The sequence below is a fragment of the Pseudonocardia hierapolitana genome, from assembly GCF_007994075.1.
In the GTDB taxonomy this organism is placed as follows: Bacteria; Actinomycetota; Actinomycetes; order Mycobacteriales; family Pseudonocardiaceae; genus Pseudonocardia; species Pseudonocardia hierapolitana.
Genome location: NZ_VIWU01000001.1, coordinates 2,496,366 through 2,521,221 on the forward strand (window position 1 = coordinate 2,496,366; position 24,856 = coordinate 2,521,221).

The window sequence follows — 24,856 nt, forward strand, 5'->3', positions numbered from 1 at the left end:
TCCTCGTCCTGAACCGGCCCTTCATCTCGGAGGCAACGTCATGGGTTCCACCGTCCTGGTGACCGGCGCGACCGGCAAGACCGGTCGCCGGCTCATCCCTCTGCTCCTCGACCACGGCGTCACCGTCCGCGCCGCGAGCCGCACCCCTGTCCCCGAGCGCCTCGGCGTTGAGCCGGTGCGCTTCGACTGGCTCGACGAGACCACCCACCAGGCCGTCCTCGACGGCGTGGACGCCGTCTACGCCATCAGCGATCCATCCAACTGGTCCAACCAGAGCTTCGAGGCGTTCCTCGAACGCGCGACCGGCGGCTCGCGCCGGGTCGTGCTGCTGTCGTCCTTCGGCGTGGACCGCGCCCCCGCGAACGACCCCATGCGCCGCGTCGAGCTCCTCGTCGAGCGGTCCGGCACCGTCCTGCGGCCCACCATGTTCATGCAGGACTTCTCCGAGGACCATTGGTCAAACCAGGTCACGAGCATCCGCGAGCGCGGAGAGATCACCCTGCCGAATGTCCGGGCCCGGGTGAGCTACGTCTCGACCGCCGACATCGCGGCGATTGCCGCCGCCGCCCTGACCGAGGACGGCCACCAGGGCAAGGGGTACACCATCACCGGCCCCGAGGCGCTCACCTCCGCGCAGGTCGCCGAGCACATATCCGCGGCCGCCGGGCGGCCCGTGCACCCCGTCGAGGTCGACCGGGAAGGCATCCGCGCGGGGCTCCTCGCCTACGGCTACCCGGCCGGGTCCGTCGAGTACGTCAGCCCGGGGTACGCAGCCGGTTTCGTCGCGATGGATGTCGTCAACGACACCGTCACGAAGGTCACCGGGCGGCCGGCGACCACCTTCGCGGAGTTCGCCAAGGACGTCGCCGACGCGTGGCGCTGACCATCCCCCGTCCCTCCACTCACCCTCTTTCCTCCACACACCGACGGAGCGCACGCATGACCATGTCCAACCAGCAGCCCGCGGCGCTCATCACCGGCGGCACCACCGGCATCGGCCACGCCACCGCCCGCGTTCTGCACGCCGAGGGGTTCGGGGTCCTCGTCACCGGCCGCAACCCCGACACGCTCGCCGAGGCGCGGCGCAGCCTGCCCGACGAGGTCGCCGTGCTGCGCGCCGACCTCCGCTCAACCGCCGACGCCAAGCAGGTCGCCGACGAGATCCAGCAGCGGTTCGGCAAGCTCGACCTCGCCTTCCTCAACGCCGGCCTCGTCCGGCTGACGCCGCTGGAGACCCTTGACGAAGCGGTGTGGGACGAGCTGTTCGACGTCAACGTCAAAGGCCAGCTCTTCACCTTGAAGGCGATCCTCCCATTGCTCGGCCCGGGCAGCTCGGTGGTGTTCAACAGCTCGACCGTCGGTAGACGGGGCGTGCCCGGCCAGCTGGTCTACGGCGCCACCAAGGGGGCTGTGTACTCCCTGATCCGCACGCTCGCGGTCGAGCTGGCGCCCAGGGGAATCCGCGTCAACGCCGTCAGCCCCGGCCCGGTCGAGACGCCGGCGCAGACCAAGTTGGGCCAGGACATGCCCGCCGGCCGGCTCGAGACGTTCAAGCAGCAGATCAACGGCTGGATCCCCATGGCCCGGCCCGGTACTGACGAGGAGATCGCCCGCGCGGTCGTCTTCCTCGCCTCTCCGGCGGCCAGCTTCATCACCGGAGCGAACATCGATGTCGACGGCGGCCTGGCCGCGCAGATCGGTTCGCGAGCCTCGGCATAGGCGGTCGCTCTCCGGCGGGGACGAACTGCGGCGCAGCCCGGCCGACGCTCGCAAGCAGACCCCCGCGCCGCCTACGGTCTCATGCGAGCCATATGCAGGGCGCACGTGCGGATCGAAAGGGGGATGGGAGAACCGGGCCGCGCAGCGGTACCGGCTCCCCGACGTCGATGACCACCCGCCCCTCCCCGGATCGCTCCGGTCTGCGCGTGCGGCCGGCCACCAGCTCCGACATCGAAGCGCTCAGCCGCCTCCTCGTGCAGCTCTACGCCTTCGAGTTGCCCGGCATGCTCCGCGGCGACGCGGCGGCGCAGACCGAGATCGCGCGGCGTCTCATCACGGCTACGCCACTCGGCGGTCGATCCGTCGTCGTGCGGGACGGGGCGGTGGTGGCGACCGGGAGCCTCGCGACCCGCGCCGAGCCCCGCCCCTCGACGCCCCCGGGAGCGCTGCTCGCGCTCCCCTCGGTCATGGGCACGAGCGACGCGCTCAAGAGCTTCATCGGCGTGGTACGCGGGGTACTGACCATCGCGGCCCCGCCGGCCGCCGACGAGGCGCAGATCCACTCGGTCGTCGTCGACGACCAGGCGCGCGGTCTAGGAGCAGGCTCTCGGATCATGCAGCACCTCGAGCGCGAGGCGGCCGCGTCGGGCAAGCGTCGCGTCGTCCTGCAGGTCGTGGCGTCCAATACGGGAGCCCGCGCGTTCTACGGCGCGCTCGGCTACGAGGAGGCCGGGCCGGCGCACGGACGCCTCCGCAGCGCGGTCGCCTTCCCCTCGGTGCTGATGCACAAGGACATCGAGCCCCGAACGAACATCTGAACCTGTCCCGTCGGAAAGGGCCCCTGACCTGCGGTTCAGCCGACGCCTGCGTGCTCTCTGTCCGAATGTCGGCGCCTGTTCGGCGCGGGCCACTCGTCGGACCAACTCGTCGCCCTTCCAACGCTGGGTCCAGCACCCGCCGCACCCAACTGATCTCTGAGCGGTGCCGGGTACGGGCGGAGCCCACCGGTTGGAAGCGAACGGTGTGCCAAGATCGGCTGTGCATGTCGCCCCCGAGGAATCTGCCGACTCCATGGAACGACCCGCAGCCAACGACTACGACAACTTCGCCGAGGCATACACAGCCGAGACCGAAGACAATCTCGTGAACGGCTACTACGAGCGGCCCGCAATCCTGGACCTGGCTGGTGATGTCCGGGGTCGGCGAGTTCTCGACGCCGGCTGTGGGTCAGGCCCCCTGTTCGCGTCTCTGAGAGACCGGGGCGCGGCCGTGACAGGTATCGACTCCAGCTCCAAGATGCTCGATCTGGCCAGGCGCCGACTCGGCGACGACGCAGCCCTGCAGCTCGCTGACCTGCGCGACCCACTGCCGTTTCCCGATGCGGCCTTCGACGACGTGATCGCGTCGCTGGTCCTGCACTACCTCGAGGACTGGTCCGCCCCGCTGGCTGAACTGCGGCGTGTCTTGACCTCCGGCGGCAGGCTCATCGCGGCCGTTGATCATCCGTTCCAGAGCCAGATGCAGGCCCCACCTGGTGCTGACTACTTCGCACTCCGGCCTTGGTCGTTCGAGTGGACCCTTGGCGGCCGAACGGTTCCGATGACATTTTGGCATCGGCCGCTCCACGCCATGACCGACGCTTTCACCGCGGCCGGCTTCCGGATCGCAGTCATCAGCGAGCCGCCCCTGGCGCCCGGCGCTCGTGAGGCGTTCCCTGACCACCTCGCAGACATGCCGTCGGGCGCCTTCCTGGGCTTCCTGTTCTTCGTGCTGGAAGCCGTCTAGGCATCAGGCGCGGACTTGGAGCGCCGGGCCGCGATCGTTCGGCAACGGGCCGGACGGGCGGCTGTCGGTGGTGTGCGGGGTGGGGAGCTGTCGGAGAGCACCTACTGTGAGGTGCTGGGGCGGATCGGCGGCGGCTGCCCGACCAGGGACAGCGATGCGCAAACGCAGCCGGAGGCCCGATCTTGTTCACCGTTCGCAGTGGACTTCTTCGCGTACCCGCTCAGATCGGTCAACGGCGCACCCGATAGCGCAGGTGAAGCACCCGGTTGCCCTGAATCACCACGTCAGGATCCTCCAACAGGTGCTGCGCGTGGACCGACCCGAAGTAGCGCTTGCCGGACCCGAACACGACGGGTACGACGTCCATGCGCACCTCGTCGATCAGGCCCGCGGCAAGCACCTGGCCACCGACGTCGCCAGCGGCGACCTCGACCATGCGGTCACCCGCTAGCTCCTGCGCCTTGGCCATGGCTGCCTCGACGCCGTCGACGAAGTGAAACGGCGTCTCGGGGTCCCAGCCCTCGGGCTCCGGCCGGTGCGTCACGACGACCACGTGGTCGACCCCGCCCGGAGGCTTCCCGTCCCAGCCGTCCGTCATGTCGAAGACGTGGCGCCCGGCGATTGTCGCCCCGATCTGGTCCCAGTACGGGCGGGTGTAGTCGTAGGACATCTGCGACACCTTCAATACGCCGCTCTCGTCCAACGGGACGTCACCGCTGGTCAACCAGTCGAACAGCGGTCCGGGCTGGTCATTCTCGTCCGCGATGAAGCCGTCCACCGACACCGAGGCGTACATGACCACTTTGCCCACGAGGCTCTCCTCTGCTTTGGGGTGCCCCAAATTAGCGGGTCGTGAGCTGTCGCTCTTGTAAGAAATCAATCGGCCGGCAGCGGCCAGCCGTCCAGCACGTGGCCGGGATGTTCGCGCAGGAACCGCCGCCGGACTTCGACGTACCGGGTCGGCGTGAGCCCGGTGAACGCCCGGAACTCGTGGCCGAAGTGGGCCTGGTCGAAGTAGCCCGCGCCGCCGGCGAGGTCGCCCCAGTCGATCGGTCCGGCGGGGTTGATCGCGAACACGGTGGCGGTGAAGCGGTAGGTGCGGGCCAGCCGCTTCGGCGTGACGCCGATGAGCTCCTTGAACCGCTGTGCCAGATGAGTGCTGCTGACACCGGCTGCCACGCTCAGGTCGCCGATCGCCACCGCCCCGCTGGTCGCCGCGAGGACGCTGCTCGTATGGCGGACCAGCCCCAGGCCGGCGGTCTCGCACAGCCGTCGCATCAGCTCCTCCTCGAGCAGCGTCAGCATCTCGTGCGGTCCGTCCGCCGTGGCCAGCCGGTCTCGCAGCTCAGCAATGGCAACCCGGCCCCAAACCTGCTCTACCGTCACCGGCCGGTCACACAGCTCGGCCGCGGGCATCGGCAGGAACGGCGCCAGCCCCCACGGCTTGAGGTGCAGGCCGACGGACCGGGTCCGGAGTGGGTAGCCGAACTCCAACGCGCGGGTGGGCGTGGTGACCACGCAGCCGTCGGCGTACTCGGCCGTCTCGATGTCGGTGCCGGCGCGGATGCGGAACGGCGCCCCGAGGTTGACGATGAGCAACGCCGACGGCCCCGGCGGCAGCGTCAGCCGGGCGTACGGCGGCGCACCCTCCAGGTAGTAGAGGTCGTCGATCAGCTCGTCCAGCGGCGGTCGCGGCACTCTGGACACGTACTCCACGCCCACAGCATCGCCGACGCCCCCGCCGGCATCGCGCGCCGGGATGGTCCAGCCGCGCTGCCGCCAGCATCGAGCCGGCGCCGATCCCGGACCCGCGTCCAAACCCAGCCCGTGGCGAACGTGATCGACAACCAGCTCCGGGATTTCCTCGTCCCGTGGAAACCGGCCCATCCGCTGGAAGCACTTCAGCGCCAGCACCAGCCCCAGCAACGATTCGTCTGAGCTCGTGACCTCGCCGGCCCAGGTGATCTCCTCGGACGCAGGCGTGTAAAACACCTGCAGCTCACGCGCCGATATCAACCGCGGGAACCGGGGTGCGGCGAGCGCACCGCCGATCTGGACGCCGCCGACGCTGCCGAGCCCGGCCGCCTGCACCCCGACGACGTGGCGCTGCTCGACGCGCTGCTCTACCTGCGGCTCAACCTCGCCGACGCGCCACAGCCGCTGCTGCGCGCCCTGTTCGAGGCCACCCGGCTCCCGATCAACCTGCACGAGGACAGCGACGACGTGACCATCACAGTCACACTGCCCGCCGAGGAGCTACCCACCATCGCCGAGACCGCGCGCAACCTGCCTGCGCAGCGCTCGGGGCCACACGCTGACCAGCACGAAACCGCGTCGTCCCTGTTTGTAGATGCTGTACGTGCCCCCGGTCGGCGCCTTGACCTCATAGAGGCGGATTCGGCAGCAGAGCAGTGACGGCGGACGACCGACATCAGGCGAACCAGTGTTCCCGCTGCGCGAGCAGCTCCGGGAACTCGGGGTGGTGGTGTCGAGCGCCTCGTGCAGGGAGTCGGCGGGTGACCGGTCAGACGACGGAGCCGGCCGGCCCCGCCAGCAGCGTGACGCCTGCCGTCGCGAAGTTGGCCAGGTCGGCCCGGGTCGCCCGGCCCTCCGGTCCCGCCGTGCCCGCGCCGTAGGCCGCCTCGGATTCGTACTCCATCACCGCCACCAGGTAGTACGGGGGCAACGTGCCGTCCGGGCCCGGTCCCGGTCTCGTCACCGTGTAGCGCTGCAGGCCGGGGATCGTGGCGGCGAGCGGCGCGTGGACCCCGTCGTAGTGTTCGTCGAACCGGGCGGGATCCTCGGGGTGGTTGTAGAGCACGGTGACCTGGAACACGAGACCTCCTCGCCGCGGGGACAGGAGCCATTTTTAGCGGATCGATGACGCCCCGGGACAGGCGCTCCCATGGTGTGGGACCGAAGGCAGGAGTGTGGGATGCCCCTTCTCGGGCGGGAACCCGGGCTGAAGGAGCCGCCTTGCGGATCGGGTCGAGCAGGCCCGTGTACGTCGCCGGGTTGCTCCGGCGCGAGCCGCGGATCGCGCCCTGGTCGACCACCACCACACCGTCCCGGCCCGCCACCGAGCCGTGGATCAGCGAGCTCTTGCCCGACCCCGCCACGCCGGTGACCACCACCAGCACCCCGAGCGGGATGTCCACGTCGACCGCACGCAGGTTGTGCGTGCTGGCGCCGCGCACCTCCATGGCCCCCGACGGGGTGCGCACGGACGGCTTCAGCGAGGCCCGGTCGTCCAGGTGCCGCCCGGTGATCGTGCCGCTCGCCCGCAGCCCGTCGACGGTGCCCTCGAAGACCACCTCGCCACCGGCCGAGCCCGCGCCGGCACCGACGTCAACGACGTGGTCGGCGATCGCTATCGCCTCCGGCTTGTGCTCGACGACGAGCACGGTGTTGCCCTTGTCCCGCAGCTGCAGCAGCAACTCGTCCATGCGCTGGATATCGTGCGGGTGCAGCCCGATCGTGGGCTCGTCGAAGACGTACGTGACGTCGGTGAGCGCCGAGCCGATGTGGCGGATCATCTTGACGCGCTGCGCCTCGCCCCCAGACAGCGTGCCCGACGGCCGGTCGAGCGAGAGGTAGCCCTGCCCGATGTTGGCTGGCCGGACGAGCAGCTCACCCGCGCCATCCGCCGCGAGCACCACGCCGCGATCAACGCCAGGAGTGGATCGACGCCCGTCGCGGCGAGATCCGTTCCGCCCTCGCGGCGCTGCTGGCACAGACCACGCGGGTGTTCACCGCGATTGCGCCGGCCTCACCTGAACCGGGCGCAACGCTTGACGACGCATGCGACGATTCGCTCGTCGAGGCGCGCGGTTGGCTCGACGAACTCGCCGCCGACTACCGCGATGACGCGCTCACCCCGGTAACGCTCGCGGTCGCCGGTCTCACAATAGGAGAACTGCGCGGACTCTCATTCGTGCAAGCGCTGGACCCGCAACAGCCATTCTGGAGCGTGTTACGCGAGATCGACCGTCTCCGGGCGAGGCTCGCGCGCTGCTCGATGCCGTCGCCGAGCAGAAGCCGAGCGGCTCGCGACTGGTCGCGTTCTTCGGCGCCATGTACTACGCGGCACTCCGGCCGGCGGAGGCAGCGACGCTGCGAAAGTCCAACCTCGCCTTGCCCGCGGAGGGTTGGGGAGAGTTGGTGCTGGAGTCGTCGACGCCGACTGCCGGCGCCTCGTGGACCGACAGCGGACGGCGGCGCGAGGAGCGCCAGTTGAAGCACCGTGCTCGCGGTGAGACGCGCGTGGTCCCGTCGCGACCGGCTCTCACGGGCCTGCTGCATGCACACCTGGAATCGTTCGGCAACGGACCGGGCGGGCGACTGTTCGGCGGTGTGCGGGGTGGGGAGCTGTCGGAGAGCACCTACTGCCGCACCTGGCGCCGCGCTCGGGCCGTCGCGCTCAACCCAGTCGACGTCGCGTCCCCGCTCGCTCGCCGACCCTACGACCTGTGCCACGCCGCGGTGTCGACCTGGCTCAACGCGGGCGTACCGCCGACGCAGGTCGCCGCCCGCCGCCGGATCGCCGCCGCCCTCGGCGAGGGATGAACTTTGGCACGCCCGTGGCACAGCCGATCGGTGTGGGCCGGTGCCGGCCGAACAGCACCGGACACGGCACGATCAGTAGGCGACGACGATTTGCCTGCTCAACGGCGGGTTCTGCGGCTCGTGGCGGGGTGCCCCCGGTGGGATTCGAACCCACACTGTGACCCTTTTAAGGGGCCTGCCTCTGCCGGTTGGGCCACGGGGGCGCGCGCCAAGCCTACGGACCGAGGCGGCTGCTCATGCGGCGGTCGCCACCACGCCGCGCTCCCATGCCCGGGTGGCGGCCGGCGCCGCCCACCCGCTCGCGAACGCGCGGCGCCGCAGGGGCGCGACCGCCGCGCACAACCGGAAGAACGTGCGCGCCGCCGCCGTGGCCGCGGTCCCGGTGGACAGCAGCTGCCTCGACTGCTCCAGCGCGTAGCGCACGGCCGCCGTGCCGTAGTCGCGCATCTCGCCCTCGTACTCCGCGACGGCGTCGAGCAGGGCGCGTTCGCCGCGGTCGACGGCCGGGAGCAGGCGGCTGAGCAGGTGTGCGTCCCGCAGCGCGGTGTTGCCGCCGAGACCGCCGATCGGCGGCATGACGTGGATCGCGTCGCCGAGCACCGTCACGGGGCCGCTCGTCCAGGTGGGCACCGGCGGGGCGGCGCTGAAGACGACGGCGCTGCGGCCCGCGGAATCGGAGTCCGCGAGCGCGCGGCGCAGCCGCGGGTGCCAGCCGGCCACCAGGACGTCGACCACCGCGCGCAGTGCGTCCTGGTCGAGCGAGGTGAGGTCGGGCGGGAGCAGTTCCGGGCGGGCGACCAACGCGCACAGCAGGTACGGCCGCAGGCCGGTGGCCGCGGGAGGCTCGAACACCGAAGTGAACAGGAAGAGCGGCGCGTTCGGCTGCACCGCGTTCATGCCGGTGCCCAGCCGGCCCAGCTCGGCCCGCGCCGCGCCGTCGAGCCAGATCTTGTGGGCGATGCCGGCCACGCCCGCGTCGACCGGGGTCGCGTGCGGCAGCAGCTGGGCTCGCACCCGGGAGGACGGCCCGTCCGCCCCCACGAGCAGGTCGCCGACGGCCGTGCTGCCGTCGGCGAACCGCGCCTCGACCCGGCCGTCGGGGCGCAGCTCGTATCCGACGAACTCGGAGCCGAGCCGCACGACGCCGTCGAGCCCGCCCGTCAGAACGCGGCGCAGCGTGGCGCGGTCGGCGGCGTAGTGGTTCTCGGCGGGCTCGACGGCTCCGGGATACATGATCGATTCCTCGACGACGACCAGCTCGTCGAGCTGCTCGGTGAGGAACCCGAAGTCGCCGCCGGGGCCTGCCGTCGCCAGGAACTCCTGCCAGCCGTCGGCGGGCAGGAGTGCGTGCAGCGCCCTTGCGCCGGTCGGGTTGATGTGGATGCGGTAGCCCTCCCAGCGGCTGCCGACGCCCTGGTCGCGCTCGTGGACCGCGACCTCGACGCCGGCCCGGCGCAGCCCCTGAGCGAGCGCGAGGCCGCCGATGCCACCCCCGATGACCAGTACACGCATGTCATCCCCTCCTGTCTCCGGTCAGCGTCGCCGCGAGCAGATCGAGCACCGGGCCGGCCGCATCGGGCAGCAGGCGCACCCCTTTGACGGTGGCGATCACCAGCTCGGCGGACGTCGCGGGATCGGGCACGAGACCGGTGAGGATCTCGACGAGCTTCGCCCGCCACCCCGACTCGTGCTGCGCCATCGCGGCGGCCACCGCGGGGTCGCGCCGGGCGCGCAGGTCCAGCTCGACCGTCACGGCGAACAGGTCCGGCTGCTCGACGATCATCTGCTGCAGCACCCGCAGATGCGCCCGCAGCGCGGCGGCGCGATCCGGCGCCGGCGGGCTCGTCTCCCAGAACTGCCGCGTTGTGTATGCGGCAACCGCCTCCACCAGGCTCTGCTTCGTGGCGAAGTGGTGGTGGAGCGTGGAGTGGTCGATGCCGACGTCCTCGGCGACCTGCCTCAGCCGCAACCCTTCGAAACCCGAATCCGCGACCCGCCGGAACGCCGCAGCTATCAGCTGCGCCCGACGCCCCTCAACTTCTCCACCAACCACTTGGTTGAGACTAGCGCGCAGGTCCGGTCCTGTCGACGCCGCCGGGCCCTACGACTCCGTCCCGCCCGACCGTCGCCCTCGGTGGACGCGCTGACGCTCGCGCCAGCCGCAGGGGTCCTCCGCGTGCCACCGCCGCGTCCGGGAGCGCGTCGTGTCGTAGAAGAGGAGATCGCATTCGGGGCGGGCACACCGCCGCAACCGACCGGGTTCCAGCCCGCTGAGCTCCTCCACGAGGCGTCGGGCCAGCGCCGCGGCCGGCGTGGCGTCGGCCCAGACCAGCCGCTGCCGCAGCCCACCATCGGCCGCGACGAGCTCGACGCGGGCGGTCGCGCCGGCGGCCAGCGCGTTGATCTCGGCGAGGTCGAGCGCCTCACCCGCGAGGATCGCCTCGGCCGCGCGGGACGCCGCCCGTCGGAGGCGGCGCAGGTCGGCCAGGTCCACCTCGGCGACCGGCAGCTCGACCACCGCGCCCAGCTGCGCGGACGCGGCCGCGGGATCCGGCAGTACCGGCTCGGTGAACGGGCCGGCCGCCCCCGCCGGTCGCCGCGGACGGCCCAGGTTGGCCAGCAGGACCAGCGCCTCCGGGACCGCGCCCGGCTCAACCCTCGGCACGACTCGCGATGATCCGGCGTCGCGGCTCGGTGACCAGGCTGTTCGCGGCGCGGGCGTTCGGATGCCCCGCGTAGAGCCGAAGCGTCTCGTCGGCGTGCTCCCGGCTCGCCCACCGGCTGACCACCAGCAGGTGTCCCGGATCGTCGGCGTCCACCAGCAGCTCGTGGCTCAGGTAGCCCTCGAAGCCCTCCATGTCTCGCCAGATGGCCTCGGTGACCGCGCGCCCTTCCGCGGCCCGGGCAGCGGGGAACCGCGACTCCCAGATCGAGTAGATCGACATCCAGCCTCCTTCGCATGTCACGATCTTTTTGCATGATTGACCGTGACACCGCGGCGCGCAATACCCGGGAGGGACCTCGCTGCGAGGGAGAGCCGGTCAGGCGCCCTTGGGCGCGGCCGAGACCGGCTCGGGAGCCTGCTCAGGCGTGACCGTCTTGCCGGGGCCTGCGACCCGGCTGAACTCCGCCTTCGGGTCCATGATCTGGCCGAGCGCCACGACCTCGCGGCCGAGGAACAACGCTCCCGTCCAGTCGAAGACGATGCGGATGCGCCGGTTCCATGTGGGCATCCGGCTCACGTGGTAGGTGCGGTGCATGAACCACGCGACCGGGCCACGCAGCTTGACGCCGTAGATCTCGGCGACGCCCTTGTACAGCCCGAGGCTCGCCACGGAACCCGCGTAACTGTGCTTGTACTGCTTGAGCGGCTTGCCGCGCAGGTGGGCCACGACGTTGTCGGCGAGCACCTTGGCCTGCCGGACCGCGTGCTGGGCCGACGGGCTGGTGCGGGCTTCCGGGTCGTCCTTCGACAGGTCGGGCACCGACGCGCAGTCGCCCGCGCTGAACACGTCGGGCATCCCGGCGACCTGCAGCTCGGCGGTGCACTCGACTCGGCCGCGCGCGTCGCGGGGCAGGTCGGTCTGCTCGAGCATCGGGCTCGGCTTGACCCCGGCGGTCCAGACGATCGTGTCCGTCTCGAACTCGGTGCCGTCGTCGAGGACGACGTGCCCGCCCTCCATCGACTTCACGCGGGTGTCGAGGAAGACCTCGATGCCGGCCTCCAGCAGCCGCTCGACGGTGTAGCGCCCCATCCGCGGGCCGACCTCGGGCATGATCCGCCCGGCCGCCTCGACGAGCACCCAGCGCATGTCCTCAGGGGCGATGTTCTCGTAGTAGCGGGTGGCGTAGCGGGCCATGTCCTGCAGCTCGGCGAGCGCCTCGATCCCGGCGTAGCCGCCGCCGACCACGAGGAACGTGAGGAGTCGGCGGCGCAGATCGGGGTTGATCGTGGTGGCGGCGGCGTCGAGCCGACCCAGCACGTGGTTGCGCAGGTAGATGGCCTCGCCGACGGTCTTGAAGGCGATACCCCGCTCGGCGAGCCCCGGAACCGGGAGCGTGCGGGCCACCGATCCCGGGGCCACGACGAGCACGTCGTACCCGAGGGTGGTGACGGTGCCGGAGACGAGCTCGGCCGTGACCTCGCGGGCGGCGTGGTTGATCGCCGTGACCCGGCCGGTGAGGTGGTGGCACTTGCGAAGCACCTTGCGCAGCGGCACCACCACGTGACGGGGCTCGATCGAGCCTGCCGCGGCCTCGGGGAGGAACGGCTGGTAGGTCATGTGCGGCTGCGGGTCGATCACCGTGACCTCGGCCTCACCGCGGCGCAGCTTCTTCTGCAGCCGCAGTGCGGTGTACATGCCGACGTAGCCGCCGCCGACGACGACGATCCGCGTGTTGCGCGCCATGACACCCATGTTCCCACCCGTCAGGTCACGGACACCTCCCTCCCAGGGGTGAGCCTGGCTACCTTCGCCGCACGTCGCAGCACGTCCTCGACCATCGCGGGCGTCAGGCGTCCGGTGAAGGTGTTCTGCTGGCTCACGTGGTAGCAGCCGAACAGGTGCAGCGGCCCCCGCTCGCCTGCGAGCTCGACGTGCGCGCCGTGGGCGAAGCGCGGCCGCGGGCGGGGCACCGCCCAGCCGGCCTCGGCGAGCACCGGGAGCAGCGCCTGCCAGCCGAACGCTCCGAGGACCACCACCGCCCGCGGCTGCAGCAGCGCCAGCTCTGCACGCAACCACGTGCCGCACCGCTCGCGCTCGTCCGGGGTCGGCTTGTTGTCCGGGGGCGCGCAGTGCACGGGTGCCGTGATCCGGGTGGAGAACAGCTCGAGCCCGTCCCCCGCGTGGACCGCCGTGGGCTGGTTCGCCAGGCCGACGGCGTGCAGCGCCGCGTACAGCACGTCGCCGGAGCGGTCGCCGGTGAACATCCGGCCGGTCCGGTTCCCGCCGTGCGCCGCCGGGGCGAGCCCGACGATCAGCAGGGACGCGTCCAGCGGGCCGAACCCGGGCACCGGCCGGCCCCAGTACTCCTCGTGCCGGAACGCCGCGCGCTTCTCCCGTGCCACCTGCTCGCGCCATGCCACCAGCCGCGGGCAGGCGCGGCAGTCCACGAGCGCCGCGTCCAGCTCGGCGACGCTCCGGAAGTCTCCCGCCGACGACCTCGTCCCCACGCACAACACGCTACGCACCCCGAGCACGGCCCCCATCCGGCGAGTCCGACGTTCTGGCACGGCGAATCCGGCAAACGGGCACGGCGAGTGGGGCGTGCTGAACGCCAGACTCGCCGTGCCCGAACGCACGACTCACCGTGACGGAACGTCGGACTCGCGCCTGGGGTGGGTCCGGCTCCGGAGATCAGGCGATGGAGCGGGCGATGCCGTCGAGGATGTCGTGCTCGCTCACAACCAGCTCGTCGATGCCGGCGCGTTCGTACAGCTCTGCGGCCAGCACGTCGACGATCAGCGCGCCGCCGCCGATCACGTCGATGCGGCCGGGGTGGATCCCGCCGTAGCGGCCGCGCTCCTCGCGGGAGAGGCCGAGCAGTTCCTCGGCGATCCGGTGCAGGTCGGCGCGTGGGATCCGGGACATGTGCACGGCGTCCGGGTCGTACTCCGCGAGGTTCTGCGCCACCGCGGACAGCGTGGTGATCGTCCCCGCGACGCCCACCCAGGTGCGCACGCCGTCGATGGGTACGGCGTCGAACGCGTCGTCGAGGATGCCCGTGGCCAGCTCGCGACCCTGCGCCACCTCGTCCGCCGTCGGAGGGTCGCCGTGCAGGCACCGCTCGGTGATCCGGACGCTGCCGATGTCCACCGACCGGGCGGCGCGCACCGCCGCCTTGTCGACCTCGAGCGTGCCGACGACGAGCTCGGTGGACCCGCCGCCGATGTCGACCACGACGAAGGGCCCGTCGTCGGGATCGAGGTCACCCACCGCTCCGGTGAACGACAGCTGCGCCTCCTCGTCGCCGGAGATCACCTCCGCCTCGATGCCGAGGGTGGCGCGCACCATCCCGAAGAAGTCGTCGCGGTTGCGGGCGTCGCGAGTGGCACTGGTGGCCACCATCCGCACGCGTTCGGCACCCTTGCGCAGCAACACGGCCGTGTAGTCGGCGAGTGCGGCGCGGGTGCGCTCGAGCGCCTCGGGCACGAGCTCGCCGGTGGCGTCGACCCCTTGGCCGAGCCGGACGATCCGGGTCTCGCGATGCACGTCGCGCAGCGCGACCGCACCGTCCGACCCCGTGGTCGCGTCCGCGACCAGCAGGCGGATCGAGTTGGTCCCGCAGTCGATGGCGGCCACTCGTGACATGTGCCCTCCCCTCCTCGCCCGATCACCGTACGCGGCGCAAACCGGCCCGGAGGCGGCAACCGGCCGCTACCCTCGCCCCGTGGACCCGAAGGGGAAGGAGCAGGAGCAGCTCGCTCCGGGCGGCTCCGCACCGACGATCCCGGCCCCGGCCAGCCGCAACGGCCACGGGAGATCCGACCCTGCCGGCACGCCCGAGCCACCGCTGAGGCCCGGCGACCACCGTACGCACCGGGTCGAGAACCAGCCGCCCCCGCTCGCCGGTGCCGATCTGCTGGCCTGCGACCCCGCGCTGACCGACGCCGTGGTCCGGGAGGGCGCCGAGGAGGCGCTGCCGACGCTGCGGCAGCTGGCCGCCGTCGCCGCGTCGGAGGAGGCCCGCGAGCACGCCCGCTTGGCCAACACCCACTCGCCCGTGCTGCACACCCACGACCGGTACGGCCACCGCATCGACGAGGTCGAGTTCCACCCGTCGTGGCACTGGCTGATGCGCACGTCGGTGGGCTGGGGACTGCACGGGGCCCCGTGGGTCGCCGAGCCGGGCACGGGCGCCCACGTCGCGCGGGCCGCGGGCTTCTACCTGATGAGCCAGCTGGAGCCCGGCCACGGCTGCCCGATCTCCATGACGTACGCGGCGGTGCCCGCTCTGCGCCGCGACGCGGAGCTCGCGGCGCGGTACGAGCCCGGCCTGCGGTCCACCAGCTACGAGTTCGGCCTCACCGAGCCGTCGACCAAGACGGGCCTGCTCGCCGGGATGTCGATGACCGAGAAGCAGGGCGGCTCGGACGTGCGTGCCGGCACCACCACGGCCACGGTCACCTCGGACGGCACGTACCGGCTTGTCGGGCACAAGTGGTTCACCTCGGCGCCGATGAACGACCTGTTCCTGACGCTCGCGCAGGCACCGGCCGGGCTCACCTGCTTCGTGCTCCCCCGGGTGCTGCCCGACGGCACGCGCAACGCGATCCGGCTGCAGCGGCTCAAGGACAAGCTCGGCAACCGTTCGAACGCCTCGGCGGAGATCGAGTACACCGGCGCCACCGCGTGGCGCCTCGGCGACGAGGGCCGGGGCGTGCAGACGATCATCGAGATGGTGTCGATGACCCGGCTGGACTGCGTGCTCGGCTCGGCCGCCCTCACCCGGGCCGCCCTCACGGAGGCGGCCCATCACGTGGCCCACCGCAGCGCGTTCGGCACCCGGCTCGCCGACGCCCCGCTCATGCAGGCGGTGATCGCGGACCTCGCGCTGGAGTCCGAGGCCGCCACGGCGCTGGCGATGCGGCTCGCCGGGGCTGTCGACCGCGACGAGCGCCTGCTGCTGCGGCTCGCGCTGCCGGCGGCGAAGTACCTGGTCTGCAAGCGGGCGCCGGCCGTGGTCGCCGAGGCTCTCGAGTGCCTGGGCGGCAACGGCTACGTCGAGGATTCGGGGATGCCCCGGCTCTACCGGGAGGCGCCGCTCAACTCGATCTGGGAGGGCTCGGGCAACGTCACCGCGCTCGACGTCCTGCGCGCCGTCACACGGGAGCCGGAGTCGGTCGACGCCGTGTTCGCCGAGATCGAGTCGGCGTCCGGGCTCGACTCGTGGTTCGACCGCGGCGTCCGCGAGCTGCGCACCGAGCTGCGCGGCCGCGAGGAGCGGCGGGCCCGCCGGCTGGCCGAGATGCTCGCGCTGTGCCTGCAGGGCTCGCTGCTGCTGCGACACGCACCCGACGAGGTGGCACGCGCGTTCGTCGCGAGCCGGTTCCTGCCCGACGGCCCGTGGCGCACGTCCGGCACGCTGCCGGCCGAGGCGCAGGCCGACGCGCTGGTCGCTCGCATCACACCCTGAGGGCTGTCACCTCCGGGCGCTCCGATCCGTCACACCGGTGACGGACCGAAGGAGACCGATGCCGGACCACGAAGTGTTCGAGCGGCACCGCCCGCACCTGCGCGCCGTGGCGCTGCGGATGCTCGGCTCGGCCGCCGAGGCCGATGATGCCGTGCAGGAGACGTGGCTGCGGTTCAGCCGCACCGACACGAGCGGCGTGCACAACATCGCCGGCTGGCTGACGACCGTGGTCTCCCGCGTGAGCCTGGACGCGTTGCGCACCCGGGCCTCGCGACGCGACCAGCCTGCCGGATGGGAGCTCCCGGAAGCCCCGGACACCGGCCCCGACCCGCAGGAGGAGGCCGAGCTGGCCGACTCGGTCGGCCGGGCGCTGCTGGTCGTGCTCGATCGGCTCGCACCCGCCGAGCGGGTCGCGTTCGTGTTGCACGACGTGTTCGGCCTGGGGTTCGCCGAGATCGGCCCGGTCCTCTCGCGCTCGACGGACGCCACCAAGAAGCTGGCCAGCCGGGCGCGGCAGAAGGTGCGCGTACCCGAGGACGCGCTGCCGGCCGACCTCGCCGGGCACCGCCGGGTGGTGGAGACCTTCCTCGACGCCGTCCGCCACGCCGACCTCGACGCGCTGCTCGCCGTGCTCGCCCCCGACGTCGTGCGCCGGGCCGACCCGGTCTCCCTGCGCCCCGGCGCTGCAGCGGTGGTCCGCGGCGCCCGGGAGGTGGCAGCGGAGGCGCGCACCCTGTCGCAGCAGCGGGCGCGGCACGCCGAACCGGCGCTGGTGGACGGTGCGATCGGGGCGATCGTCGCTCCTGGTGGGCGGCTGCGTGCCGCGCTGGTTTTCACGATCGTGGACGGGCTGATCACCGCCTACGAGGTGATCGCGGATCCGGCCCGCTTGGCCGGGCTCGACGTCGCCGTCCTCGACTGACCTCATCCCGGTTCGCCGCACCCGGAGCGGGACTCGCGCACACCCAGACCGCGACTCGCGGACGGATTTCGGGTGCCGCGGCGCAGGCGCGGGTACGACGAGCAGATGCGCATCGACGGCAGCGTGATCGTGGTGACCGGCGCGTCCAGCGGCATCGGGCGCGCCACCGCGCTCGCGCTCGCCTGCGAGGGCGCCCGGGTGGTGCTCCTCGCGCGGCGGGCCGACGCGCTGGAGCAGGTGGCGTCCGAGATCGCTGCGGAGAGCGGGTCCGGGCGCACGCTCGTCGCACCGGTGGACGTCACCGATGCGGACGCCGTCGAGCGCGCAGCCGTGGCGGCCGAGCAGCGCTTCGGCCGGATCGACGGGTGGGTCAACTGCGCTGCGGTGACCATGTTCGGGTCGCTGCTCGAGACCCCGCTCGCCGACCTGCGCCGCGTCCTCGACGTGAACCTCATGGGCTACGTCCACGGCACCCGCGCGGCACTGGCCCGGTTCGCGGCCCAGGACTCCGGCGTGCTGGTGAACGTCTCGTCGCTGCTCGGTCGGATCGCCCAGCCCTACGGCACCGCGTACGCGATGTCGAAGTTCGCGATCCGCGGGCTGAGCGTGGCCGTCCGCGAGGAGCTGCGGCTGGCGGGGAAGCGCGGGGTGTCGGTCTCCACCGTGCTGCCGGCCGCCATCGACACGCCGATCTACGCGGCGGCGGCCAACCACTCCGGCCGGGTCCCGCACCCGCCACCACCGGTCTACCGCGCCGAGCGGGTGGCGCAGGTGGTGCTGGCTCAGCTGCGCAGGCCGCGCCGCGAGGTCGTGGCGGGCGGGCTGCTCGGCCGCGCGTTCGTCGCGACCCACACCGTCGCGCCCCGGCTGGCGGAACGGATGCTCGCGATCGACGTGGACCGGTCCCTCCGCGCGGAAGGCGCCGCGGTGCCGCCGACCTCCGGTTCGCTGCACGCGCCCGGCGCCGCACCCGCCGCGGTGGACGGCGGCTGGCACGGGGGGCAGCGCGAACGCAAGCGGCGGGCGGCCGCGCTGGCCGGGCTCGTCGCGGCCACCGCAGGCGTGCTCGCGATCCCGCGGTACCACCACACGGTGCGAGCGGCACGCCAGGCGCTCGACGGGCGGCGGCTCCGCTGACCCGCCTAGTGCCTCGCCCAGAAGGTTGGCGCGCAAATCGGTGGATCCAGGCGGTCGCGTGAGCTGGCGCCGCGCGACCCTCGTACCGGGCACTCGGGTTGTGCGGCAACGCGGCCAGCGGGCGTCTGGGCCGCCGAGTTACGTGGTGAACCTCCTGGGGCGGGAGCACCAGCTGCCCAGGACGGCGGCGAGTCGGGGGTCAGGGGTGCACGCAGGGCCCGGCCTGCCACCACTCGCCGATCTCGGCGAGGGCCTCGTCGCCGAACGGGTTCACGCCGGGTCCCGCCGCGAGCGCGTGGGCCACGCAGACGTGCAGGCACTTCACCCGCCCCGGCATACCGCCTGCGCTGACGTCGGTGCCGAGCGGCTCGATCGCGTCGCGCTCGGCGAGGTACGACTCGTGCGCGCGGCGGTAGGCCGCGGCCAGCTCGGGGTCCTCGGCGAGCCGCTCGGTCATCTCCCGCATCCGGCCGGACGCCTCGAGGCCGCCGATGCGGGAGTTCAGCCGGGAGCAGGTCAGGTAGTAGAGCGTGGGGAACGGGGTGCCGTCCTCCAGCCGTGGCGAGGTCTTCACGACGGCGGGCAGCCCGCACGGGCACCGGTAGGCCACCTCGCGCACCGCGCGCGGCGTGCGGCCCAGCTGCGCGGTGACGGCCTCGACGTCCGCATCGGCGATGTCTTTCCGCCCGGTCGACGGTTTCGGGGTCACTGCGGTCCCTCCGCCACTTCCCGCCACAACACCCGGTACCACGGGACGCCCGCGTTGGCCGCGTCCGCCTGGTCGGGACCGGGTGCGACCGGCAGCTGCACGACGTAGGGCACCTCCCCGGGCATGACGTACCCGAGGCGGGACCGGGCCTGCGCCTCGATCTCGGCCGGGTCCGACAGCCGCGCCCGCTCCTGCGCGAGCCGCGCGACCTCGGCCGCGAGCACCTGCTGCTGCTCCGACACCGCCGCCAGCTCCTGACGCTGGGCCACGTAGTTGCGCAGCGGCACCGCGACCGTGAGGGCGAGCGCGCACACGACCAGCGCCAGCGCGGCGGCCCGCCTCGTCGATGACAGGCCGAGGAAACCCGTGGTGGCCGCGACGACGCCGCGGGCGCGGGGCACCCGCGTCAGCTGAGGCTCCCTGGCCCGCCGACGGGGCGCGGCGCTGCCCGAACGACGCGGGCGCGGGGTGCGGCGCGTGCGCTCCCCGCGTGCCCTGGCCCGCTCGTCCCCCACGTGCGCCTAGGCTCCGGTCTCCGCGGCGGAGTTGTAGCGCGGGAACGCGAGGTCGCCCGCGTACCGGGCGGCGTCGCCCAGCGCCTCCTCGATGCGCAGCAGCTGGTTGTACTTCGCCACGCGCTCGGACCGGGCCGGCGCGCCCGTCTTGATCTGCCCGCACCCGGTGGCGACGGCGAGGTCGGCGATCGTGGTGTCCTCGGTCTCGCCGGAGCGGTGGCTCATCATGCAGCGGTAGCCCGACGACTGCGCGAGCGTGACGGCGTCGAGGGTCTCCGAGAGCGTGCCGATCTGGTTGACCTTGACCAGCAGCGCGTTGGCCGCGCCCCTGCTGATGCCCTCGTCGAGCCGCTCGGGGTTGGTGACGAACAGGTCGTCGCCCACGAGCTGCACCTTGTCGCCGATCGAGTCGGTGAGCGCCACCCAGCCGTCCCAGTCGTCCTCGGAGAGCGGGTCCTCGATCGAGACCAGCGGGTAGGCCGCGACGAGCTCGGCGTAGACGGCGGAGAGCTCGTCGGAGGACAGCTTCTTGCCCTCGTAGGAGTAGACGCCCTCGCTGTGGAACTCCGTGGCGGCCACGTCGAGCGCGAGCGCGATGTCGCGCCCGAGCGTGTAACCGGACTTGTCGATCGCCTCGGCGATCAGGTCCAGCGCGGCGCGGGTGCCCGGCAGGTCGGGGGCGAACCCGCCCTCGTCACCTAGCCCGGTGGGCAGTCCCTTGCTCTTCAGCACCGACTTGAGCGACTGGTAGACCTCCGCGCCCCAGCGCAGCGCCTCCCGGAAGGAGTCGGCGCCGACCGGCGCGATCATGAACTCCTGCACGTCCACGGACGTGTCGGCGTGCGCGCCCCCGTTGAGGATGTTCAGCATCGGCACGGGCAGCACGTGGGCGTTGGGGCCGCCGACGTAGCGGAACAGCTCCAGCCCGGACGACTCGGCAGCTGCCTTCGCGACCGCGAGCGACACGCCCAGCAGCGCGTTGGCGCCGAGCGCCGACTTGTCCGGCGTGCCGTCGAGGTCGACGAGGCGCTGGTCGATCAGCCGCTGGTCGACGGCTTCCATACCGGTGAGCTCGGGTCCGATCGTGTCGAGCACCGCGGCGACGGCCTTCTCCACACCCTTGCCGCCGAAGCGCAGCGGGTCGCCGTCGCGCAGCTCGACCGCCTCGTGCTCACCCGTCGACGCGCCGGAGGGGACCGCCGCACGCGCCAGCGTCCCGTCGTCGAGCGCAACCTCGACCTCGATCGTCGGGTTGCCCCGAGAGTCGAGGATCTCGCGTGCGCCGACCTGCTCGATGACCGCCACCAGTGCTCCCGTCGGAAAGGTTCGCTCGTCCGGGGGGCCAGCCTAGTAGCCGGGTGCGCGAGGCCCGTGGAGGAACCCGCACGTCGCCTGCGGTTTCCCCGTAGGACCCTTCGTCAGCCCTCGCAGATCGCGCCGCCGACACCTAACGTAGGAACGACCATGACGAGCCAGCCAGCATCCGACGGCCTCTTCGAGTCGTTCCGCCGCGCCGAGATGCTGATCGCGCGCAGCCGACCGCTCGATGCGCTGCAGGCACTCTCCCCGGTACTGGAAAGCCAGCCCAACGACGCATCCGTGCAGCTCCTCGCCGGCCGCGCGTACCTGAACTCCGCCCAGCTGCAGCGCGCGGAGGAGGCGTTCGGCCGGGTGCTCGACCTCGACCCGGCCGACCACTACGCCCGCTTCGCGCTCGGCAAGGCCCTGCAGCGCCAGGGCCGGCTCGCCGAGGCGCACGCGCAGCTGAAGATGGCGGCCGCGATGGACCCGCGCCCGGAGTACCAGGAGGCGCTCGGCGAGGTGCGCGTCCGGATGGCGGTCAACGGTGGCGGCGATCCGGACGATTCGGACTGAGCCGACAAACCCACTTCTGAGCAGCGGTGATGTGCTCCGCGTGACTCTTCCGCGCCCTGTGGGCACAGGCTAGCCTCACCGAGCCACTGGTCAGCCTGACCTCAGGGAGCTGGCGTGCTCGGAAACGCACTGATCGGACTGCGGGAAGGCCTCGAAGCAGGCCTCGTGGTCAGCATCCTCGTGGCCTTCCTCGTACGCACCGACCGGCGCTCCGAGCTGCCGAAGGTCTGGCTCGGTGTGGGCATCGCGATCGTGATCAGCGCCGGCGTGACGATCGCACTCGCGCTCGCGCAACAGCAGCTCACGTTCGAGGCGCAGGAGACGTTCGGCGGGATCCTCTCGATCGTCGCGGTCGGCTTCGTCACCTGGATGATCTTCTGGATGCGCCGGGCGGCCCGCTCCATCTCCGCCGAGCTGCGGGGGAGGCTCGAGGGCGCCCTCGCGATGGGGCCCGCCGCCGTGGTCGTGATGGCCGCGCTCGCCGTCGGCCGCGAAGGGCTCGAGACCGCGCTGTTCTTCTTCACCGCCGCCCGCGCCGCAGGCGAGACCGCCCAGCCGCTGATCGGCTTCTCACTGGGCATCGCCGCGGCGATCCTGCTCGCCTACCTCATCTACCGCGGGGCGATCAGCCTGAACCTGGGCCGGTTCTTCACGGTCACCGGGGTGCTGCTGATCTTCGTCGCCGCTGGGATCCTCGCCTACGGCATGCACGACCTGCAGGAGGCCGGGATCGTGCCGGGTCTCACCACCCTCGCGTTCGACGTCAGCGCGGTGATCCCGCCCGACTCGTGGCACGGCACCCTGCTGAAGGGGATCTTCAACTTCTCCCCGCAGACCACGGTGGCCGAGGCCATCGTCTGGGTCGCCTACGTGGCGGTCGTCCTCCCGCTGTTCCTCCGTCCCCAGCGGACCCGCGCCGCGACTCCCACCACCTGATCCGCTCGAGGAGCACCATGTCCCGCACGTCCCGCGCCGCGGTTCGCGTCACCACAGTGATCGGCGCGGCCGCCGCGCTCGCGGCCTGCACCAGCACCGCGCCTCCCAGCGGCGGCGACGCCGCAGGCGGTGGCCCGATCGCCGTCACGGCCGCCGACGCCAGCTGCGACGTCGCCGCCGCCGAGGCGCCGGCCGGCAAGATCACGTTCTCGGTCCGCAACACCGGCAGCAAGATCACGGAGTTCTACCTCTACGGCACCGGCGACCGGATCATGGGCGAGGTCGAGAACATCGGCCCGGGGCTCACCCGCGACCTGATCGTCGAGGTGCCGGATGGTGGCAGCTACACCACGGCGTGCAAGCCGGGCATGGTCGGCGACGGGATCCGCGCCCCGTTCACGGTCACCGGCTCCGCCACCCGGTCCGTCGACGAGAACACGCGGCTCGCCGAGGCCACCACCGGCTACCACCGGTGGGTCACCTCGCAGATCGAGGCGCTCGTGCCGAAGACGCAGGAGTTCGTCGACGCCGTGAAGGCGGGCGACGTCGAGACCGCGAAGGCGCTGTTCCCGGTGGCCCGGACGTACTGGGAGCGGATCGAGCCGGTCGCGGAGTCGTTCGGCGACATCGACCCGAAGATCGACGGCCGGGAGGACGACGAGCGCGACGCCGGCGTGCAGTTCACCGGCTACCACCGGCTGGAGAAGGACCTGTGGGTCGACGGCCTGCAGGCCGACTCGCCCGCCATGGCCGACCAGCTGATGGCCGACATCCGCGACCTGCAGTCGCGTACGGCGACCGTCGAGCTGACGCCCGTGCAGCTGGCGAACGGGGCGAAGGAGCTGCTCGACGAGGTCGCGACCGGCAAGATCACCGGTGAGGAGGACCGCTACTCGCACACCGACCTGTGGGACTTCAAGGCCAACGTGGAGGGCTCGCAGGGCGCGGTGGCCTCGCTCCGGCCGGTGATTGACGAGAAGGACCCGACGCTCGGCCCGGTGCTCGACGAGCGCTTCGCCGCCGTCGACGCGCTGCTCGAGGAGTACCGCGTCGGCGACGGCTACCGGCTCTACACCGAGCTCACCGACGAGGACAAGCGGCGGATGGCCGAGGCCGTCGACGCGCTGGGCGAGCCGGTGAGCCAGGTCGCGGGGGTCGTCACGTCATGACCGGGCGGCTCTCCCGGCGGCGGCTGCTCGGCTGGGCGGGCGCCGGGGCGGCGGTCGCCGGCGCCGGCGCCGTGACGGCGTGCTCGGCCTCGCTCGCGCCCGTCGCCGAGGGGGTCGTTCCGTTCCGGGGTGAGCGGCAGGCCGGCATCGTCACGCCCGCGCAGGACCGGCTGCACTTCGTCGCGCTGGACCTCACCACGGACAACCGGGATCGGGTCCGCGCCCTGCTGCAGAAGTGGACGACCGCGGCCGAGCGCATGACCGCCGGGGCGGAGACCGCCCCCGGCGGTGCGGTGGGCGGCAACCCGGACGGACCGCCGGCCGACACCGGCGAGGCGCTCGGGCTGCCGGCGGCGAAGCTCACACTGACGTTCGGCGTGGGGCCCGGGTTCTTCGACAAGCTCGGGCTCGACCCGGCGCTGCGCCCGGCCGGGCTCGCCGAGCTGCCCCGATTCACCCTCGACCAGCTCGATCCGGCCCTGTCCGGCGGCGACCTGTGCATCCAGGCGTGCGCCGACGACCCGCAGGTCGCCGTGCACGCGGTGCGCAACCTGGTGCGGATGGGCTTCGGCACCACGACGGTGCGGTGGTCGCAGCTGGGGTTCGGACGCACGTCGTCGACGTCCACGGCGCAGGCGACGCCGCGCAACCTCTTCGGCTTCAAGGACGGCACCCGCAACCTCAAGGCCGAGGACGGCGCCGAGCTGGACCAGCACGTGTGGGTGCAGCCCGCCGACGGGCCCCCGTGGCTCGCGGGCGGCACCTACCTCGTCGCGCGCCGGATCCGCATGCACATCGAGATCTGGGATCGCACCTCGCTCACCGAGCAGGAGACGATCATCGGGCGGACGAAGGGCGAGGGCGCCGCGCTCGGCGCGACCGGTGAGTTCGACCCCGCCGACTTCGCCGCCATCGGGCCGGACGGACAGCCGCGCATCGGGGAGGTGGCGCACATCCGGCTCGCCTCGGCCGAGGCGCTGAACGGCGTGCGGATCCTGCGACGCGGCTACAACTTCGTCGACGGCAGCGACGGCCAGGGCCACCTCAACGCCGGCCTGTTCTTCGTGGCGTTCATGCGTGACCCGCACGCCCAGTTCGTGCCGATGCAGCGCGCGCTGGCCAACAACGACGTGATGATGGAGTACATCGAGCACACCGGCTCCGCCGTCTTCGCCTGCCCACCCGGCCTCACCGAGGGCCAGTACTGGGCCCAGCCCCTCCTCGAGGCCTGACCCTCCCCCCGGGCGAGTCTTGCGTCCCAGCACGGCGAGTCTTGCGTCCCAGCACGGCGAGTCTTGCATCCCAGCACGGCGAGTCTTGCGTCCCAGCACGGCCAGTCTTGCGTCCCAGCACGGCGAGTCCGACGATCGCGCACGGCGAGTCCGAC

At 72.3% G+C, this 24,856-nt stretch carries 26 protein-coding genes, 1 tRNA gene and 2 pseudogenes; 13 read left to right on the forward strand and 16 right to left on the reverse strand.

From position 1 onward, the window contains the following. The first annotated feature begins 40 nt into the window (after positions 1-40). From FHX44_RS11860 to FHX44_RS11875, 4 genes are all read left to right on the forward strand, one after another. Positions 41-883, forward strand: a complete 843-nt coding sequence (locus FHX44_RS11860; protein WP_147255778.1) for an NAD(P)H-binding protein — start codon at positions 41-43, stop codon at positions 881-883. Further along, positions 874-1,719, forward strand: a complete 846-nt coding sequence (locus FHX44_RS11865; protein WP_246170322.1) for an SDR family oxidoreductase — start codon at positions 874-876, stop codon at positions 1,717-1,719. Before FHX44_RS11860 ends, FHX44_RS11865 begins: the two co-directional genes overlap by 10 nt. Before the next feature lie 167 nt (positions 1,720-1,886). Beyond that, positions 1,887-2,537: a GNAT family N-acetyltransferase gene (locus tag FHX44_RS11870; RefSeq protein ID WP_170308879.1), complete on the forward strand. Its 651-nt coding sequence runs from the start codon at positions 1,887-1,889 to the stop codon at positions 2,535-2,537. 253 nt (positions 2,538-2,790) lie between these two features. Beyond that, the gene (locus FHX44_RS11875; protein WP_147255782.1) at positions 2,791-3,504 is read left to right on the forward strand and encodes a class I SAM-dependent methyltransferase; all 714 of its coding nucleotides are present in this window, start codon (positions 2,791-2,793) and stop codon (positions 3,502-3,504) included. Between the two features lie 229 nt (positions 3,505-3,733). Here FHX44_RS11875 and FHX44_RS11880 read toward each other — a convergent pair whose 3' ends face one another. From FHX44_RS11880 to FHX44_RS43820, 3 genes and pseudogenes are all read right to left on the reverse strand, one after another. Beyond that, positions 3,734-4,315 (reverse strand): dihydrofolate reductase family protein, encoded by a 582-nt coding sequence (locus tag FHX44_RS11880; protein WP_147255784.1) that lies wholly within the window; start codon positions 4,313-4,315, stop codon positions 3,734-3,736. A gap of 65 nt (positions 4,316-4,380) precedes the next feature. Next, entirely contained in the window at positions 4,381-5,202 is an 822-nt protein-coding gene (locus tag FHX44_RS11885; RefSeq protein WP_246170934.1) for an AraC family transcriptional regulator, read from the reverse strand. Positions 5,203-5,328: 126 nt separating this feature from the next. Then, a pseudogene (locus FHX44_RS43820) lies at positions 5,329-5,712 on the reverse strand (DUF4158 domain-containing protein); the annotation flags it as partial. Between FHX44_RS43820 and FHX44_RS42110 the strand changes: the two are divergent. Then, on the forward strand, positions 5,605-5,919 hold the full coding sequence (locus FHX44_RS42110; protein WP_170308881.1) for a hypothetical protein: 315 nt from the start codon (positions 5,605-5,607) through the stop codon (positions 5,917-5,919). The pseudogene FHX44_RS43820 and the gene FHX44_RS42110 sit on opposite strands and share 108 nt — an antisense overlap. Positions 5,920-6,028: 109 nt before the next feature. Here FHX44_RS42110 and FHX44_RS11890 read toward each other — a convergent pair whose 3' ends face one another. Both FHX44_RS11890 and FHX44_RS43195 read right to left on the reverse strand, forming a co-directional pair. Beyond that, a complete protein-coding gene (locus FHX44_RS11890; RefSeq protein ID WP_147255788.1) occupies positions 6,029-6,340 on the reverse strand; it encodes an EthD family reductase in 312 nt (103 codons plus the stop codon). Between the two features lie 124 nt (positions 6,341-6,464). Further along, positions 6,465-7,112: pseudogene (locus FHX44_RS43195) on the reverse strand (excinuclease ABC subunit UvrA); the annotation flags it as partial. Positions 7,113-7,737: 625 nt separating this feature from the next. Here FHX44_RS43195 and FHX44_RS11900 point away from each other — a divergent pair. Continuing rightward, on the forward strand, positions 7,738-8,070 hold the full coding sequence (locus FHX44_RS11900; protein ID WP_147255790.1) for a hypothetical protein: 333 nt from the start codon (positions 7,738-7,740) through the stop codon (positions 8,068-8,070). Positions 8,071-8,199: 129 nt separating this feature from the next. Here the strand turns inward: FHX44_RS11900 and FHX44_RS11905 are convergent. The 8 genes from FHX44_RS11905 to FHX44_RS11940 form a co-directional block, all read right to left on the reverse strand. Further along, positions 8,200-8,273: transfer RNA gene (locus tag FHX44_RS11905), tRNA-Leu, on the reverse strand. Positions 8,274-8,304: 31 nt separating this feature from the next. Further along, entirely contained in the window at positions 8,305-9,582 is a 1,278-nt protein-coding gene (locus FHX44_RS11910; RefSeq protein WP_147255791.1) for an FAD-dependent oxidoreductase, read from the reverse strand. A 1-nt stretch (position 9,583) separates the two neighbouring features. Further along, positions 9,584-10,123, reverse strand: coding sequence for a TetR/AcrR family transcriptional regulator (locus tag FHX44_RS11915; RefSeq protein ID WP_170308882.1), 540 nt, complete (start codon positions 10,121-10,123; stop codon positions 9,584-9,586). Positions 10,124-10,171: 48 nt separating this feature from the next. Further along, positions 10,172-10,735 carry a CGNR zinc finger domain-containing protein gene (locus FHX44_RS11920; RefSeq protein ID WP_147255795.1) on the reverse strand — a complete coding sequence of 188 codons (564 nt, stop codon included), beginning with the start codon at positions 10,733-10,735 and terminating at the stop codon, positions 10,172-10,174. Then, on the reverse strand, positions 10,722-11,015 hold the full coding sequence (locus FHX44_RS11925) for an antibiotic biosynthesis monooxygenase family protein (RefSeq protein ID WP_147255797.1): 294 nt from the start codon (positions 11,013-11,015) through the stop codon (positions 10,722-10,724). Before FHX44_RS11925 ends, FHX44_RS11920 begins: the two co-directional genes overlap by 14 nt. Before the next feature lie 96 nt (positions 11,016-11,111). Beyond that, positions 11,112-12,488 (reverse strand): NAD(P)/FAD-dependent oxidoreductase, encoded by a 1,377-nt coding sequence (locus FHX44_RS11930; protein WP_147255799.1) that lies wholly within the window; start codon positions 12,486-12,488, stop codon positions 11,112-11,114. 11 nt (positions 12,489-12,499) lie between these two features. After that, complete coding sequence (locus FHX44_RS11935; RefSeq protein WP_281287887.1) at positions 12,500-13,243, reverse strand: uracil-DNA glycosylase; 744 nt, start codon at positions 13,241-13,243, stop codon at positions 12,500-12,502. A 184-nt stretch (positions 13,244-13,427) separates the two neighbouring features. Then, the gene (locus FHX44_RS11940) at positions 13,428-14,381 is read right to left on the reverse strand and encodes a Ppx/GppA phosphatase family protein (RefSeq protein WP_147255804.1); all 954 of its coding nucleotides are present in this window, start codon (positions 14,379-14,381) and stop codon (positions 13,428-13,430) included. A 202-nt stretch (positions 14,382-14,583) separates the two neighbouring features. Here FHX44_RS11940 and FHX44_RS11945 point away from each other — a divergent pair, with 202 nt between their 5' ends. From FHX44_RS11945 to FHX44_RS11955, 3 genes are all read left to right on the forward strand, one after another. Continuing rightward, a complete protein-coding gene (locus FHX44_RS11945; RefSeq protein WP_246170936.1) occupies positions 14,584-16,206 on the forward strand; it encodes an acyl-CoA dehydrogenase family protein in 1,623 nt (540 codons plus the stop codon). A gap of 58 nt (positions 16,207-16,264) precedes the next feature. Beyond that, complete coding sequence (locus FHX44_RS11950; RefSeq protein WP_147255808.1) at positions 16,265-17,128, forward strand: sigma-70 family RNA polymerase sigma factor; 864 nt, start codon at positions 16,265-16,267, stop codon at positions 17,126-17,128. A gap of 72 nt (positions 17,129-17,200) precedes the next feature. Next, positions 17,201-18,265 carry an SDR family oxidoreductase gene (locus FHX44_RS11955; RefSeq protein ID WP_212612432.1) on the forward strand — a complete coding sequence of 355 codons (1,065 nt, stop codon included), beginning with the start codon at positions 17,201-17,203 and terminating at the stop codon, positions 18,263-18,265. 199 nt (positions 18,266-18,464) lie between these two features. On the opposite strand, the gene FHX44_RS11960 is transcribed toward FHX44_RS11955, so the two are convergent. From FHX44_RS11960 to eno, 3 genes are all read right to left on the reverse strand, one after another. Further along, a complete protein-coding gene (locus FHX44_RS11960; RefSeq protein ID WP_147255810.1) occupies positions 18,465-18,974 on the reverse strand; it encodes a DUF501 domain-containing protein in 510 nt (169 codons plus the stop codon). After that, positions 18,971-19,375 carry a septum formation initiator family protein gene (locus tag FHX44_RS11965; RefSeq protein WP_342792491.1) on the reverse strand — a complete coding sequence of 135 codons (405 nt, stop codon included), beginning with the start codon at positions 19,373-19,375 and terminating at the stop codon, positions 18,971-18,973. Before FHX44_RS11965 ends, FHX44_RS11960 begins: the two co-directional genes overlap by 4 nt. Before the next feature lie 120 nt (positions 19,376-19,495). Further along, the gene (gene eno, locus FHX44_RS11970; RefSeq protein WP_147255814.1) at positions 19,496-20,794 is read right to left on the reverse strand and encodes a phosphopyruvate hydratase; all 1,299 of its coding nucleotides are present in this window, start codon (positions 20,792-20,794) and stop codon (positions 19,496-19,498) included. Positions 20,795-20,953: 159 nt separating this feature from the next. On the opposite strand from eno, the gene FHX44_RS11975 reads away from it, so the two are divergent. The 4 genes from FHX44_RS11975 (at position 20,954) to efeB (ending at position 24,701) form a co-directional block, all read left to right on the forward strand. Next, positions 20,954-21,364 (forward strand): tetratricopeptide repeat protein, encoded by a 411-nt coding sequence (locus FHX44_RS11975; RefSeq protein ID WP_147255816.1) that lies wholly within the window; start codon positions 20,954-20,956, stop codon positions 21,362-21,364. Between the two features lie 114 nt (positions 21,365-21,478). Then, complete coding sequence (gene efeU / locus FHX44_RS11980; RefSeq protein WP_147255818.1) at positions 21,479-22,300, forward strand: iron uptake transporter permease EfeU; 822 nt, start codon at positions 21,479-21,481, stop codon at positions 22,298-22,300. 17 nt (positions 22,301-22,317) lie between these two features. After that, positions 22,318-23,469: an iron uptake system protein EfeO gene (gene efeO / locus FHX44_RS11985; protein WP_147255820.1), complete on the forward strand. Its 1,152-nt coding sequence runs from the start codon at positions 22,318-22,320 to the stop codon at positions 23,467-23,469. Continuing rightward, positions 23,466-24,701 carry an iron uptake transporter deferrochelatase/peroxidase subunit gene (efeB, locus tag FHX44_RS11990; RefSeq protein ID WP_147255822.1) on the forward strand — a complete coding sequence of 412 codons (1,236 nt, stop codon included), beginning with the start codon at positions 23,466-23,468 and terminating at the stop codon, positions 24,699-24,701. The genes efeO and efeB overlap by 4 nt, the downstream gene beginning before the upstream one ends. Positions 24,702-24,856: the final 155 nt, after the last annotated feature.

What these genes read in the sequence shown, in the direction of transcription:
- FHX44_RS11860 (WP_147255778.1), top strand. Translation starts at nt 41, where the DNA reads ATGGGTTCCACCGTCCTGGTGACCGGCGCGACCGGCAAGACCGGTCGC.
- FHX44_RS11870 (WP_170308879.1), top strand. Translation starts at nt 1,887, where the DNA reads ATGACCACCCGCCCCTCCCCGGATCGCTCCGGTCTGCGCGTGCGGCCG.
- FHX44_RS11875 (WP_147255782.1), top strand. Translation starts at nt 2,791, where the DNA reads ATGGAACGACCCGCAGCCAACGACTACGACAACTTCGCCGAGGCATAC.
- FHX44_RS11910 (WP_147255791.1), bottom strand. Translation starts at nt 9,582, where the DNA reads ATGCGTGTACTGGTCATCGGGGGTGGCATCGGCGGCCTCGCGCTCGCT.
- FHX44_RS11925 (WP_147255797.1), bottom strand. Translation starts at nt 11,015, where the DNA reads ATGTCGATCTACTCGATCTGGGAGTCGCGGTTCCCCGCTGCCCGGGCC.
- FHX44_RS11930 (WP_147255799.1), bottom strand. Translation starts at nt 12,488, where the DNA reads ATGGGTGTCATGGCGCGCAACACGCGGATCGTCGTCGTCGGCGGCGGC.
- FHX44_RS11940 (WP_147255804.1), bottom strand. Translation starts at nt 14,381, where the DNA reads ATGTCACGAGTGGCCGCCATCGACTGCGGGACCAACTCGATCCGCCTG.
- FHX44_RS11950 (WP_147255808.1), top strand. Translation starts at nt 16,265, where the DNA reads ATGCCGGACCACGAAGTGTTCGAGCGGCACCGCCCGCACCTGCGCGCC.
- FHX44_RS11975 (WP_147255816.1), top strand. Translation starts at nt 20,954, where the DNA reads ATGACGAGCCAGCCAGCATCCGACGGCCTCTTCGAGTCGTTCCGCCGC.
- efeO (WP_147255820.1), top strand. Translation starts at nt 22,318, where the DNA reads ATGTCCCGCACGTCCCGCGCCGCGGTTCGCGTCACCACAGTGATCGGC.
- efeB (WP_147255822.1), top strand. Translation starts at nt 23,466, where the DNA reads ATGACCGGGCGGCTCTCCCGGCGGCGGCTGCTCGGCTGGGCGGGCGCC.